Annotated in this window: 13 protein-coding genes; 12 read left to right on the top strand and 1 reads right to left on the bottom strand. The window is 57.8% G+C overall.

From position 1 onward, the window contains the following. Positions 1-57: 57 nt before the first annotated feature. The 10 genes from QZ571_RS10910 to QZ571_RS10865 all read left to right on the top strand — a co-directional run bounded on the left by QZ571_RS10910 (position 58) and on the right by QZ571_RS10865 (position 10,671). Positions 58-1,389 carry a flagellar hook protein FlgE gene (locus QZ571_RS10910; protein ID WP_295534422.1) on the top strand — a complete coding sequence of 444 codons (1,332 nt, stop codon included), beginning with the start codon at positions 58-60 and terminating at the stop codon, positions 1,387-1,389. A 30-nt stretch (positions 1,390-1,419) separates the two neighbouring features. Then, complete coding sequence (gene flgK, locus QZ571_RS10905; RefSeq protein WP_295534419.1) at positions 1,420-2,874, top strand: flagellar hook-associated protein FlgK; 1,455 nt, start codon at positions 1,420-1,422, stop codon at positions 2,872-2,874. Position 2,875: 1 nt separating this feature from the next. Next, positions 2,876-3,889 carry a flagellin gene (locus QZ571_RS10900; RefSeq protein WP_295534416.1) on the top strand — a complete coding sequence of 338 codons (1,014 nt, stop codon included), beginning with the start codon at positions 2,876-2,878 and terminating at the stop codon, positions 3,887-3,889. After that, positions 3,889-4,989: a flagellar basal body P-ring protein FlgI gene (locus QZ571_RS10895; protein ID WP_295534413.1), complete on the top strand. Its 1,101-nt coding sequence runs from the start codon at positions 3,889-3,891 to the stop codon at positions 4,987-4,989. The genes QZ571_RS10900 and QZ571_RS10895 overlap by 1 nt, the downstream gene beginning before the upstream one ends. A gap of 189 nt (positions 4,990-5,178) precedes the next feature. Beyond that, positions 5,179-5,751, top strand: a complete 573-nt coding sequence (gene rfbC, locus QZ571_RS10890; RefSeq protein WP_295534411.1) for a dTDP-4-dehydrorhamnose 3,5-epimerase — start codon at positions 5,179-5,181, stop codon at positions 5,749-5,751. After that, positions 5,748-6,797, top strand: coding sequence for a dTDP-glucose 4,6-dehydratase (gene rfbB, locus QZ571_RS10885; protein WP_295534409.1), 1,050 nt, complete (start codon positions 5,748-5,750; stop codon positions 6,795-6,797). Before rfbC ends, rfbB begins: the two co-directional genes overlap by 4 nt. After that, entirely contained in the window at positions 6,794-7,639 is an 846-nt protein-coding gene (gene rfbD / locus QZ571_RS10880; RefSeq protein WP_295534407.1) for a dTDP-4-dehydrorhamnose reductase, read from the top strand. The genes rfbB and rfbD overlap by 4 nt, the downstream gene beginning before the upstream one ends. Further along, positions 7,636-8,514, top strand: a complete 879-nt coding sequence (rfbA, locus tag QZ571_RS10875) for a glucose-1-phosphate thymidylyltransferase RfbA (protein ID WP_295534405.1) — start codon at positions 7,636-7,638, stop codon at positions 8,512-8,514. The genes rfbD and rfbA overlap by 4 nt, the downstream gene beginning before the upstream one ends. Before the next feature lie 8 nt (positions 8,515-8,522). Next, positions 8,523-9,560 carry a glycosyltransferase gene (locus QZ571_RS10870; protein ID WP_295534404.1) on the top strand — a complete coding sequence of 346 codons (1,038 nt, stop codon included), beginning with the start codon at positions 8,523-8,525 and terminating at the stop codon, positions 9,558-9,560. Between the two features lie 58 nt (positions 9,561-9,618). Further along, positions 9,619-10,671 (top strand): glycosyltransferase family 2 protein, encoded by a 1,053-nt coding sequence (locus QZ571_RS10865; protein ID WP_295534401.1) that lies wholly within the window; start codon positions 9,619-9,621, stop codon positions 10,669-10,671. A 24-nt stretch (positions 10,672-10,695) separates the two neighbouring features. On the opposite strand, the gene QZ571_RS10860 is transcribed toward QZ571_RS10865, so the two are convergent. Further along, a complete protein-coding gene (locus tag QZ571_RS10860) occupies positions 10,696-11,448 on the bottom strand; it encodes an ABC transporter permease (protein ID WP_295534399.1) in 753 nt (250 codons plus the stop codon). 308 nt (positions 11,449-11,756) lie between these two features. Between QZ571_RS10860 and QZ571_RS10855 the strand changes: the two genes are divergently transcribed. Together QZ571_RS10855 and QZ571_RS10850 are read left to right on the top strand one after the other, a co-directional pair. Then, entirely contained in the window at positions 11,757-12,863 is a 1,107-nt protein-coding gene (locus QZ571_RS10855) for a sugar transporter (RefSeq protein ID WP_295534397.1), read from the top strand. 6 nt (positions 12,864-12,869) lie between these two features. Then, on the top strand, positions 12,870-13,529 hold the full coding sequence (locus tag QZ571_RS10850) for an ABC transporter ATP-binding protein (protein WP_295534394.1): 660 nt from the start codon (positions 12,870-12,872) through the stop codon (positions 13,527-13,529). Positions 13,530-13,631 lie beyond the last annotated feature (102 nt).

Here is a 13,631-nt window from a genome sequence, read left to right as displayed (position 1 = left end):
AACCAAAGCGCGCCAATCTAGCTGCAATTCGGACACCGCAGCAGAAAGGCGCCCTAAATGTCCATTTCCTCTTCGTTGAACGCTGGCGTAGCCGGGCTGGCAGCCAATGCCACCCGGCTTGCTACCATCTCAGACAACATCGCGAACTCTGGCACGTACGGATACAAGCGGGCCGTCGCAGAGTTTGAAAGCATGGTGATAAACGAATCGCGTGGCGCAGGATCCTATTCTGCGGGCGGCGTTCGCGCGTCCACCAATCGCCTGATCGAAGAGCATGGCGCCCTCGTGGGCACTTCGAACGCGCTAGATATCGCGGTTTCGGGGCGCGGCATGTTGCCGGTTGCAACCTCGGTCGCGATCGAAGCCTTCTCTGGTGAGCCGCCACTGCTTTTGACGACAACCGGGGCGTTTCGCACCGATGCCGAAGGCACGCTCAAGACGGAATCTGGCCTTGTTCTCCTGGGCTGGCCCGCCAATGCGGATGGCACCATTCCAGTCCTGCCACGCGATACCACCTCAGGTCTGGAACCTGTCGTCGTCAATGCCAACCAGACCGCAGGCGACCCGACCACCAAGATGAATCTGGGTGTGAACCTGCCAGCCGTCGATACCGAGGCTGGCGCTGCGGGCGAAACCTTGCCCCTCTCGGTTGAGTATTTCGGCAACCTCGGCACATCAGAGACGCTTGATATCAGCTTCACACCAAGCATCCCCGCAACCGGCGTTTCAAATGAATGGACGATGGTGATCCGAGATTCGGCAACGGTCGATGATATCGCGACTGCCATCGATGAAAGCATTATCGGCGAATATACCCTGACCTTCGATGACAGCCGCGGGTCGGGCGGCACGCTGGCCACGGTCACACCCGTGTCCGGGGGGGCGTATGACGCCGCAACGGGTAAACTTGCCCTTACAGTCGCGGGCGGCCCGATGGAAATGACCATTGGCAAGATCGGGGACACCAACGGGCTGACCCAACTCTCCGACAGCTTCGCACCGACCGCGATCAACAAAGACGGCTCACCCGTGGGCAATCTGACCGCCGTTGAGATCGACGAGAATGGCTATCTCAAGGCGACCTATGACACAGGCTTCATTCGCACCGTCTATCAAATTCCGCTGGTCGATGTTCCCAATCAGAATGGTTTGACCTCGCTCGACAATCAGACGTTCAAAGTCTCCCCCACCTCTGGCTCGTTTTTCCTATGGGACGCAGGTGATGGCCCGACCGGCTCGATCGAGGGTTACGCACGCGAGGGCTCGGCAGTCGATGTCGCGCAAGAGCTTACCAACCTCATTCAGACGCAGCGCGCCTATTCTTCGAACGCAAAGGTCATCCAGACCGTGGATGAAATGCTGCAAGAGACGACGAACATCAAACGCTGATCCGGATCGGATTACAAATAGGAGGCCATGATGAGTATTACGCTCGCTCTATCCAACGCTTTGTCCGGGCTCACTGCAGCATCGCGGATGGCAGAGGTCGTGGCCTCCAATACCGCCAATGCAATGACCGAAGGCTATGCCCGGCGCGAGGTGCAATTAACCTCGCAAATTCTCGGCACCCGCGGTGCGGGCGTCGCGGTGACCGGCATCAATCGCGCGGTCAATGAAACGGTGCTGCAAGACCGTCGATTGGCCGATGCCAGCGCCCAGAATGCCAGTATGCGAACAGATTTCTTCTCGCAGATGGAAGGTTGGCTGGGGAACCCCGAAGAGGCAGGCTCGCTCTCCACGCAGATGTCTAACCTTGAGGCAACTCTGGTCGCGGCCGCGAGCCGTCCTGACAGCGAACCGCGTTTGACAGCCGTCCTGGATGCCGCAAAAGCGATAACAACCCATCTCAACGAGACCAGCGACAACATCCAGCGCGCGCGCATGACGGCCGATCAGTCGATCGCCTCTCAAGTTGACCGTCTGAATGAAACGCTGGGGCAGATTGACACGCTCAACGCCTCTATCCTCTCCGATCGCACTTCGGGTCACGATATCAGCGCCTTGCTGGATCAGCGTCAGGTCTTGGTAGATCAAGTCTCCACGATCGTGCCCGTGCGCCAAGTGGCGCGCGACAATCAACAGATCAGCCTCGTCACGACGGGTGGCGCGGTTTTACTTGAAGGCAATCCGGCCAAAATCGGGTTTGAGCCCGTGGGCGTGATTACCCCGGACATGACGCAGGGCTCCGGAGCCCTTTCTGGCCTGACGATCAACGGCACGCAGATCGCTACGGGTGAGGATCGGCTGATGGGTGGCGGCTCACTTGGCGCGTTGTTCGTGATCCGAGATGAGCTGGCCCCACAGGCGCAAATCCAACTTGACGCCTATGCTCGCAACTTGATCGAACGGTTTTCCGACCCCGCGATCGACCCAACATTGAACGCTGGAGATCCGGGGCTGTTCACCGATGCTGGTGGGGCGCTTGATATCACCGATGAACTTGGGCTGTCAGGCCGCATTTCCATCAACGCGATCGCCGACCCCGATCAAGGCGGAGCGCTTTGGCATTTGCGTGACGGTCTTGGCGCGACCAGCGCGGGCTCGGTCGGAAATTCGCAGACTCTGTCGGCACTTACCGATGCGCTGACAGCGCAAACGACACCCGCCTCTGGTGACTTCGGTGCCTCAAAACACAGCGCGTCCAGCCTTGCGGCCAATCTGATATCAGAGTTTTCAACCAAGCGGCAAAATGCAGAAACAACGGAAAGCTTCGCGTCAGCGCGTCATCAAACGCTCAATGACCTGGTGCTCGCCGATGGAGTGGATACCGATCAAGAACTGCAGACCCTTTTGCAAGTGGAACGCAGTTATGCGGCCAATGCGAAAGTGATGCAGACTGTCGACACCCTCATTCAAACCCTTCTGGAGATGTAACATGAACTACGTTTCCATCGGCGACATGGCCCAAAGCTTTCAACTGCGCCAACACAACACGCAACTCAAGACCACTCTGTCACAGCTCACGCATGAGGTCGTCAGCGGCGTCAAACAAGATATCGGTGCCGCTGTCGCCGGTGATTTCACGTCGCTGTCCGGCCTCAACCGCAGCTTGTCGATGATGGACAGCTACAAGGTTGTCTCGACCGAAGCGGCCCTTACGACGGATACGATGCAACAGACGCTGGGTGTGATCCAATCCCTGTCAGATGATGTCGGCACCACATTGATGTCTGCCGCAACAAATTTCAGCCCGACGTTGCTTGATGTTTCCGTTACCGACGCTGCGCAGAAATTTAGCACCATCATTTCTGCGCTCAATACCAACGTGGCAGGCCGCTATGTATTTTCGGGCGCGGCGACAGATACCGCGCCTTTGGCCGACCCCGCAGATATCCTGGCAGCTTTGAAAACCGAGATTGCAGGGGCGATATCAGCCGATGATGCGCTCACCATAATTGACGATTGGTTCGCTGCCCCTGCGGGCGGGGGCGGTTTTGTCGACACGGCCTATCGCGGCGACGATAGCCTTGGCCTGACCTTTCGCATTGCGGATGGTGAAACAACGTCGATCGATAGCTCTGCCTCTGATCCGCGCATTCGCGACGCGCTCAAGGGATTTGCGATCGCTTCGCTGATGGCAGATGGGTTGTTCGCTGGGGATCAACAGGCCCGCTCAACCTTGGCGACTGCGTCGGGCGAACGAATTCTTTCGGGCAATTCCCGCCTGACAGCGCTGGCGGCTGACATCGGCGCAAAACAAGGCAAAATCGCCGATACCCAGACCCGCAACCAAGCCGAAAGCACGGCCCTAAAGCTAGCGCGAAACGATTTGATTTCAGCGGATCCCTACGAAAGCGCGACCGCCCTTGAGGCCGTCAACACTCAGCTTGAAACTCTTTATACGTTGACGTCGCGACTGTCGCGGCTGTCTCTGGCGGATTACCTGTAATGCTGAAGCTCCTCTTCGCGCTGTGCCTAGCCCTCTTGCCAACGCTGTCCGCAGCCACACCGATCCGGATCAAGGATCTTGTCGAATTTGACGGAGTGCGCGGCAACGATCTGGTCGGCTATGGCCTAGTTGTAGGCCTCAATGGCACGGGCGATGGGTTGCGTAACGCGCCTTTCACCGAAGAGATCATGTCAAACATGCTTGAACGGCTGGGCGTTAACGTTACCGGCGAACAGTTTCGGCCGAAAAACGTCGCCGCCGTCTTGGTCACCGCGACAATGCCCCCCTTTTCGCGCGCAGGCAGCCAAATCGATGTCACAGTCTCAGCCATCGGTGACGCTAAAAGTCTGTTGGGCGGGACCTTAGTGATGACTCCCCTCAAGGCAGCCGATGGCGAAATCTACGTTGTCTCGCAAGGGACGATTATTGCGGGCGGTACGGTGGCTGAAGGTGCTGGCGCAAAGGTGACCCAAGGTGTTCCGACCTCTGGAAACATCCCAGCCGGCGGCCGCGTAGAGCGTGAAATCGATTTTGCGATCAATGATTTGAGCGTCGTACGTTTGGCTCTGCGCGCCCCTGACTTCACCACGGCGAGCCGGATTGAAGCCGTCATCAATCTTGAATTCGGGCGGCGCGTGGCCGAGATGCTTGATGGTGGGACAGTCGCACTTGATATCAAATCCACCCGCGCGCGCTCGGTTGCGCACGCTATTGGCCAAATCGAGAATCTTGGAGTCGAGCCAGAACAACGCGCCCGCGTGGTCGTTGATCAACGCTCTGGCACCATTGTTATGGGCCAAGATGTACGTATTTCGCGCGTCGCGGTCAGCCAAGGAAACCTGACACTTAAGGTCGAAGAAAGCCCGATCGTCGTTCAACCAAACCCCTTTTCAGAAGGGGAAACCGTGGTTGTGCCGCGCTCAAAAGCTACGATCACCGAAGAACCCGGCATCCGCATGGCTGAAGTGACCGAAGGTAGCACATTGTCGCAAGTGGTAGCCGGACTGAATGCGCTTGGGGTCAGTCCGCGCGATATGATCGACATTCTCAAAAGCATCAACGCTGCAGGTGCCTTGCACGCCGAATTCGTGGTGAATTGAGCAGGCCAAGTGAAATCAACATTGGCAAAGCGCGCTAGCAACCTCTTTCGCAGCAAGTGCGGCCTCGTCTTGGCGGGGCAAGGCACCCGCAGGCCCCATACCGACCGCTGATACGCGTTTCGCTACTGGCAATCTTGTTCATTCTAGACCATTTTGCCCCCATCCGATCTGGCGCAACGAGAGGCCCGCGTGCTTATAGAACAAACTCCCCTCGCGGGCGTCCTTGTCTTAACCCCCAAGCGTTTTGGCGACGCTCGCGGGTTTTTCTGCGAAACCTTTAGTGCAAGGTCTTTTGCGCAAAACCAGCTCAATTTCGATTTCGTGCAAGACAATCATTCGCTATCGCAAGCCGTGGGCACAATCCGCGGTCTGCATTTTCAAGCGCCGCCTCACGCGCAGGATAAACTGGTGCGATGTGGGCGCGGGCGGTTGTGGGATGTGGCGGTTGATATCCGCAAGGGCAGCCCGACTTACGGTCAGTGGTTTGGGACTGAACTCAGCTTTGAGAATGGGCGGCAATTGCTGATCCCCGCCGGATTTGCGCATGGGTTCATCACCCGCGAACCAAGCACCGAGATCATTTATAAATGCACCGACTATTACGCGCCCCAAAGCGAAGGGACGATCCGCTGGAACGATCCTGACGTCGCCATTGACTGGGCGCTCGCTGAGGGCGTGGAACCCGTATTGTCGCAAAAAGATGCCGAGGCAGGCCGGTTCGCTGATCTCGACAGCCCGTTCATTTGGGATGGTGGATCATGAAGCTTTTGGTCACCGGCGGGGCAGGATTTATCGGATCCGCGGTTGTGCGGCTTGCAGTGGCGCGCGGTCATCATGTCATCAATCTTGACGCGCTGACCTATGCGGCCTGCCTTGAGAACGTCGCCAACGTTTCGGGCAGCGACCGCTACGCCTTTGAGCACGTCGATATCCGCGACCGCGCGTCCCTGGATCGGGTGTTTTCCCAGCACCGCCCCGATGCGGTGATGCATTTGGCCGCCGAGAGCCATGTTGATCGTTCCATCGACGGGCCGGGCGATTTCATCGAGACCAATATCACCGGCACGTTCAACATGCTCGAGGCCGCGCGCCGCTACTGGTCCGATCAAGGCAAGCCCGCCACTTTCCGCTTTCATCACATCTCGACGGATGAGGTGTTTGGCTCTTTGCCCAATGATCCGAGTGTCAAATTCACCGAGACAACCCCCTATGATCCGCGCTCGCCCTATTCGGCCTCAAAGGCAAGCTCGGATCATCTGGTGCGCGCCTGGCACGAAACCTATGGCCTGCCCGTCGTGCTCAGCAATTGCTCAAACAATTATGGCCCGTTCCATTTCCCCGAAAAGCTGATCCCGGTGATCATCCTCAACGCCTTGGCGGGGGCCAAACTGCCGATCTATGGCGATGGCTCTAATATCCGCGACTGGCTTTATGTCGAGGATCACGCCGATGCTTTGTTGCTGGTGCTCGAAAAGGGCGTTTCGGGGCGCAGCTACAATATCGGCGGCGAAAACGAGTGTTCAAACCTCGACTTGGTCAAAACGCTGTGCGCCATTCTCGATCAGAAAAAACCAAAGCCCAGCGGTTCCTATGCAGATCAGATCACCTTTGTCACCGACCGCCCCGGGCATGATGCGCGCTATGCGATTGATCCCACGCGTATTCGCACGGAACTGGGTTGGCGGCCCAGTGTGAGCGTTCAACAGGGGCTTGAGAAGACCGTGCAGTGGTATCTCGATCACGAAGATTGGTGGCGCGCACTGCAAACCCGCACGGGCGTGGGCCAGCGGCTTGGGGTCAAGGCATGATCCTTGTGTTTGGCAAAACCGGTCAGGTCGCATGCGAATTGCAGCGCCAAGCCGAGGTTGTCGCATTGGGCCGCGACGCCGCTGATCTCAGCGATCCGGCAGCCTGCGCCCAAGCGATCCGCGACAGCGACGCCACTTGCGTGATCAATGCCGCCGCCTACACCGCTGTTGATCGCGCCGAAGACGAAGAGGCCTTGGCCACCGTGATCAACGCTGCTTCCCCCAGCGCGATGGCGCAGGCCTGCGCCGCCAAAGGCATCCCGTTTCTGCATATCTCAACCGATTACGTTTTTGATGGCTCGGGCGATGCGCCCTGGCAGGTCGATGATCGCGTGGCCCCGCTGAACGCCTATGGCCGCTCGAAGTTGGCAGGCGAGCAGGGCATTGCCCAAGCGGGCGGACGCTACGCAATTTTGCGCACCAGCTGGGTTGTGTCGTCTCATGGCAATAACTTCGTCAAGACGATGCTGCGCCTGTCGCAGACCCGCGACGCGCTTACCATTGTGGATGACCAAATTGGCGGGCCAACCCCGGCAGCCGATATCGCCGCAACATTGCTGCGCATCGCGGCGCCGATTGGCGCGGGTCAAGGGGGCGGGCTGTATCATTACGGCGGCGCGCCTTGGGTCAGTTGGAAAGACTTTGCGTGTGAGATTTTCGCGCAGGCCCATCGCGACGTGACCGTCACCGGCATTGCCAGCCAAGACTACCCGACCCCCGCCGCACGCCCACGCAATTCGCGGCTCGATTGCACGCGGCTACGGCAGGATTTCGGGATCGAAGCCCCCGATTGGCGCGCCGGGTTGGCACGTATTCTCAGCGATCTGGAGGCGGCGCGATGACCCAACGCAAAGGCATAATTCTGGCGGGTGGCACGGGCACGCGGCTATATCCGATCACCATCGGCGTATCCAAACAACTGCTCCCGATCTATGACAAACCGATGATTTATTACCCGCTGACCACGTTGATGCTGTCGGGCATCCGTGAGATCGCGATCATCACAACCCCCGTCGATCAAGACCAATTTCGCCGCACGCTGGGAGATGGCAGCCAGTGGGGCATCTCGCTGGACTACATCACGCAACCCACCCCGGATGGCCTTGCGCAGGCCTATATTCTCGCCGAGGATTTTCTGGGTGGCGCGCCTTCGGCAATGGTGCTGGGCGACAATATCTTTTTCGGCCATGGTCTGCCGATCTTGCTACAAGAGGCCGATCGCGCGGCGGTTGGCGGCACCGTTTTTGGCTATCACGTCTCCGACCCAGAGCGCTACGGCGTGGTGGATTTCGACGCGAGCGGTCAAGTGCGCGCGATTGTCGAGAAACCCGCTATGCCGCCATCAAACTACGCGGTCACGGGGCTTTATTTCTTAGATGAAACCGCATCACGGCGCGCCCGAGACGTGACCCCATCGGCGCGCGGTGAACTCGAAATCGCCTCGCTTCTTGAGATGTATCTTGCCGACGGCGCTTTGTCCGTCAAACAAATGGGGCGCGGCTATGCTTGGCTCGATACCGGCACCCATGCCAGCCTGCTGGATGCAGGGAATTTCGTGCGCACGCTTGAGCAGCGCCAGGGTTTGCAAAGCGGCAGCCCCGATGAGATTGCCTTTTCGAATGGCTGGATCAGCGCTGACGACCTCATAAAACGTGCCAATCAATTTGGCAAAAACAGCTATGGTACCTATCTGAAACGCCTGATCTCTGAGACTTAGGGGCAGAAATGCCTTTTGGGACGGCCAAGCGAAGGAATGGCTATTTGGACACAAGCGGCAACGCAAGCGACAGCCAAGGTCGCCCGGCGAGCCGTTTGGTGGCCGTGGTCGTGACCTACAATCGGCTGCCTCAGCTCAAGGTGACCCTGTCGCGCCTGCTGCACAGCGCGGCCGAGGATTTGCAGGCCGTCATCGTCTTTGACAACGCCTCAAATGATGGCAGCGCGGCTTGGCTGGCATCGCAACACGACCCGCGACTTGTGGTGTCGCGCAGCGAAACCAATCTTGGCGGTGCCGGAGGATTTGCGGGCGGCATGGCCTTGGCGCGGGATCGTTTTGATCCCGATTGGATGGTCGTGATGGACGATGATGCCCGCCCGGAGCCGGGCGCGTTGAGTGCGTTTCACACCCGCGATTTGTCGCAATGGGATGCGCTCGCCGCAGCGGTCTATTTTCCCGATGGCCGGATTTGTGAAATGAACCGCCCCTCGCGCAATCCGTTCTCAAACGGGCGCGCATTCTGGCGCACGCTGCTGCAGGGGCGCGACGGGTTTCATGTAACGCCCGAGGCTTACGAAGGCACGGATTCCCTTAACATCGACGTCACGTCTTTTGTGGGCTTCTTTATCTCGCGCAAGGGTCTTGCCCTGGCCGGGCTGCCCGATCCCGGGCTGTTTCTATATGGCGATGACGGGCTGTATACGCTTGGGTTGTCGATGAAGGGCGGCCGGATCGCCTTTGCGCCTGACCTGCGTTTTGAGCATGATTGTTCAACATTTGCGAGCTCCCAACGCGGCCGTTTTCACCCGCTCTGGAAGGCCTATTATTACCATCGCAACCTGTTGCTGCTGTATCGGATGGCGGCGGGTTGGCTATTTTGGCCAGTGCTTTTGGTCATTGTGCCGAAATGGCTGACCAAGGCACGCCACCACCAAGGCGAGCGATTGCTGTTTCTGGCTTTGATTGGGCGCGCACTGCGCGACGGTCTTTTGCGACGCACCAATGTTGCACATAAAACGATTTTAGCTTGGGCTGAGAAGCGATAAACAGGCTCGCAAATCCGTCAGGTTGCGCCTTATCTACGGGCACCAAAGGAGTTACGCCATGGCCAGCTGGTCAGTCTGTTCCACCGTCGCAGAACCGCCTGAACTGCTATGTGCCTTTGCCGCGCACTACCTCGCTTTGGGCGCTCAGGAGGTGCATCTGTTTCTCGATGCCCCTGATGACACGACCGTCGAGATGCTGTCAAAGATTGATGGTGTGCGGCTGACTCTTTGCACCGAAAAATATTGGCTTGAGACAAACGGCAAGCGCCCGCCAGGACATCTCATGCGCCAAATCAAAAATGCCAATCGCGGCTATGCGCAATGCACCACCGATTGGTTCTTTTTCTGCGATGCCGATGAATTTCTTGTCTCAAAAACGGAGGTCGCGCACGCGCTGTCCGAGGTGCCCGCAGAGATCGCGTTTTGCCGACCACAAATGGCCGAGCGGATCTTTGAGGCCGATCAGCCGCAGGTCGGTTTGTTTGATGGGCGGATCCGCAAAATGTTGCCGCCCCATCCAGCTTTGATCCGCGAAATCTATGGGGACCTTGCTGAGATGACCACGCGCGGCTTGACCGGCCATGTCATCGGCAAGTCCTTCGTTCGCACTGGGCAGGCTGATCTGCGCATCCGTATCCACTTTCCCGTGCCGCGCGATGGTGCACAAGAAGAGGCGATGAGACGCGAGGGCTCGCTAAAGCCGGGGCCGTTTCTGCCTGAAAGCTGGTTGGTCCATTTCGACGGCATGACGTCGCTACACTGGCAGCTCAAACTGCTGCGCTTTTATCTCGATTATGCCCCGCTTCTTGAGGCGGACAAGAAAGGCGTATTCACCAAACGCACAGCGGCACGGTCGCGCCAACTCAACGCGCTGTATGAAAGTCGCGGCGACAAGGCGGCGCTGAATCGGCTGATTGGGCTCATCAAACTTGAGCCGGCCGTTCTTGCAAAATTGGCTGCGGCAGATGGGCTACTCGACTTGGACTGTGATCCCGCCACAGAAGCGCGCGCGCTCTTTGGGTCTGCGCTGACGCTCAGCGTCGCTGATTTCGACGCAACTTTGCGTGTCCGCTATGGGAATCTGATCAAGGACTACGAGCTTCTCACCTGACGCCAAATCGTCTGGTGCGATCCGTCACGATGCCAAGATTTGACGATGATAGCGGCCAAGCAGCATGACGCCCAAAAACAGCAACACCAAGCTAACGCCAATCACATAGGGAACCGACACATAGTCGGCGTCATAGCCGGGATAAAACCCCATACGCATGATCCCCAGGATGTGCATCAGCGGATTATACCACAAGATATTTTGTGCAATTGCCGGCAGCGATTCATAGAGAAATATCACACCAGAGGCGAGGAAAAGTGGCCGGGATATGATCGACCAGACCTGATCCCACACCTGTATCAACCCCATCAGCGCACAATTCAAAGTGCCGATCGCCAAACCGAAAAACAGCGACAACGCCATAGCTTCCACGATCGGTCTAAAGTCGAGCGTGATTGGGTCAGATTGCATGAACAGGATGACGCCCATGATCAGATAGGACACGAGAATCTGCGTCAAACTGTTGAGCAACAAGCGCGCCACAATCGCATCAACCCAAGTGACGACGGGGTAAGACAAAAGCGCCCCTGAGAACCGAAATGCGCGCGCGATCGCGTTCGAGATCGTCTGATAAAAGACAAATGGGACAAAGCCCGTGGCAAAGAACAAGATGAAGCTATTGCCAATCGGTGGCGAGCGCACCAGCAAAGAAAAGCCGAGGCTCATCAAGAAAATAGACCCCAAAGGCTCAATAACTGCCCAGACGTAGCCACCGGGCGAACGCCCGTAGCGCGTTGACATTTCCCGCAGAATTAGGGCTGCAACGGTGCGCGACATGCGAAACCGTTGCGACAATCCACGTCCGGGCAAAGCGGGCGGTCGGATAGGGGAAGAGGACAAAGAGAGTCGCCTTTGCATTGGTGGTCTCGAAACGTATTATGTTAGTCTTGGTAACAATTGCAAACTACGTTCTTGGGGTAAAAAATTTGACAGGCGACAACAATATCGGCGCAACGCCCGAGCACGAAGCGCCAGCGCCCGGTCCTCAAGGTCAGAAGCAGGCAGCCCGCGGACCACAAGGAAAGCCCGGCGGAAAACCCGCGGAAAAGGTCGTTAAGACTCGCCCTCTGGCAAAGGCGGCGCGGATGCGCAAACGCCACTGGGGCGTGCTGGCCAGCTTTGTCGCCATTGTTGTCATGCCGCTTTTCCTCGTGGGATTCTATCTGTGGATCGTGGCGGATGATCGCTACGGCTCAACGACGGGGTTTTCGGTGCGCCAAGCCTCCGAACAAAGCTCTTCGGATATTCTGGGTGGATTGGCGAAATTTACCGGTGTCTCGTCCTCGCCCGATTCCGATGTGCTGTATCAGTTCATCCGTAGCCAGAACCTCGCCCTTGAGGTCGACAAAAAGCTCCATCTTCGGCAGTATTTTTCGGCCCATTGGAAAAGCGACCCGGTCTATGCGCTGTGGCCCAACGCTACCGCCGAAGATCTGCATTGGTATTGGGGGCGGGTCGTGCGCGTGACCTACAGTCAAGGCAGCGGCTTGCTGCAAGTTGATGTGCACACGTTTACCCCCGACATGGCGCAGAAAATCGCACAGCAAATTGTCGCTGAAAGCACGAAAATGGTGAACGGGCTGAACGATGTCGCCCGTGATGACGCCATTCGCTATGCTGACAACGACCTCGTGAAAGCGCAAAAACAGCTACGCGAAGCCCGCGAAAAATTGACGGAATTCCGCACGCGCACCCAGATTGTCGACCTGCAGGCCGACATTCAGGGCCGGATGGGCGTGACCAACAACCTTCAGCAACAGCTCGCCCAAGAGCTCGTCGCCCTCGATCAACTGGCCGCATCGACAAGCGAGGACGACCCGCGCGTCACCCAAGCCAAGCGCCGCATCCAAGCCATCCGCGAGCGCATCGCAACGGAACGCAAGAACCTCGCCACCACGGTCGTCCCGGGCACAGGCAAAGACTATCCAGCACTCATGTCCGAATTCGAAGGGCTGACGGTTGATCGGGAATTCGCAGAGCAAGTTTACCGTGCGGCCTTGACCGCGCGCGATTCCGCCTATGACAGCGCCCAACGACAGACTCGATATCTGGCAACCTTCATCACACCAACCCTTGCGGATTCTCCCGAATACCCACAACGCAGCATGATTTTTGGCCTGGCTGCGCTGTTTTTGCTGCTCAGCTGGGGGATCGTCGTCTTGATCTATTATTCGATCCGCGACCGAGGTTGAGTTGGCATGATCCGGTTTGAGAACCTCTCAAAGGGCTTCTGGGTTGCTGGTGAATACAAGACAGTGATCGACAAACTCGACCTGACCTTGCCCACCGGAAAATCACTTGGGCTGCTGGGGCGCAATGGTGCGGGAAAATCGACGCTGATCCAGATCATCGCGGGTATTTTGCCCCCTGATTCCGGGCGCGTCGTCTCGGACGGATCGATTTCCTGGCCGGTGGCCTTTGGTGGCTCCTTTCATCCAGCCCTGACAGGCGCGCAGAATGTGCGCTTTGTGGCGCGGATTTACGGTGTGGATACCGATAGCCTGATCGCGTTCGTCGAAGATTTTGCCGAACTGGGCAAACATTTCTACATGCCGGTGCGCACCTATTCCTCGGGGATGAAGTCGCGTTTGACCTTTGGCACTTCGATGGGCATCCGGTTTGACACCTATCTGGTCGATGAAGTGACCGCCGTCGGGGATTCGCGCTTTCGCAATAAAAGCCGCCTCGTTTTCCGTGATCGGATGCAAGAAAGCAGCGCCATCATGGTGACACATAACATGCGTGAATTGCGGGATTTCTGCGATGCGGGAATCCTGCTTGATCGCGGCAAACTTCTCTATTTCGACGATCTCGACGAAGCCATCGAACAGCACGAAGCCCTCATGCGCGAGAGGTAACACCGTGAAACTTAGCATCTTTATCGCAATTTCCGCTCAAATTTGGAGCGTTATCCACAGTTTCGCCTGATTGCCCTCCCCAAAACCTCCCCAAACGAAGCC

The organism is uncultured Thioclava sp. (genome assembly GCF_913064665.1).
GTDB classification, from domain to species: Bacteria; Pseudomonadota; Alphaproteobacteria; order Rhodobacterales; family Rhodobacteraceae; genus Thioclava; species Thioclava arctica.
This window is presented reverse-complemented; position numbering and strand designations above follow the sequence as displayed.

Excerpts from the sequence above, each read along its gene's own strand:
- QZ571_RS10910 (WP_295534422.1), top strand. The coding sequence starts at position 58 with ATGTCCATTTCCTCTTCGTTGAACGCTGGCGTAGCCGGGCTGGCAGCC.
- flgK (WP_295534419.1), top strand. The coding sequence starts at position 1,420 with ATGAGTATTACGCTCGCTCTATCCAACGCTTTGTCCGGGCTCACTGCA.
- QZ571_RS10900 (WP_295534416.1), top strand. The coding sequence starts at position 2,876 with ATGAACTACGTTTCCATCGGCGACATGGCCCAAAGCTTTCAACTGCGC.
- QZ571_RS10895 (WP_295534413.1), top strand. The coding sequence starts at position 3,889 with ATGCTGAAGCTCCTCTTCGCGCTGTGCCTAGCCCTCTTGCCAACGCTG.
- rfbB (WP_295534409.1), top strand. The coding sequence starts at position 5,748 with ATGAAGCTTTTGGTCACCGGCGGGGCAGGATTTATCGGATCCGCGGTT.
- rfbD (WP_295534407.1), top strand. The coding sequence starts at position 6,794 with ATGATCCTTGTGTTTGGCAAAACCGGTCAGGTCGCATGCGAATTGCAG.
- rfbA (WP_295534405.1), top strand. The coding sequence starts at position 7,636 with ATGACCCAACGCAAAGGCATAATTCTGGCGGGTGGCACGGGCACGCGG.
- QZ571_RS10870 (WP_295534404.1), top strand. The coding sequence starts at position 8,523 with ATGCCTTTTGGGACGGCCAAGCGAAGGAATGGCTATTTGGACACAAGC.
- QZ571_RS10865 (WP_295534401.1), top strand. The coding sequence starts at position 9,619 with ATGGCCAGCTGGTCAGTCTGTTCCACCGTCGCAGAACCGCCTGAACTG.
- QZ571_RS10860 (WP_295534399.1), bottom strand. The coding sequence starts at position 11,448 with ATGTCGCGCACCGTTGCAGCCCTAATTCTGCGGGAAATGTCAACGCGC.
- QZ571_RS10855 (WP_295534397.1), top strand. The coding sequence starts at position 11,757 with ATGCGCAAACGCCACTGGGGCGTGCTGGCCAGCTTTGTCGCCATTGTT.
- QZ571_RS10850 (WP_295534394.1), top strand. The coding sequence starts at position 12,870 with ATGATCCGGTTTGAGAACCTCTCAAAGGGCTTCTGGGTTGCTGGTGAA.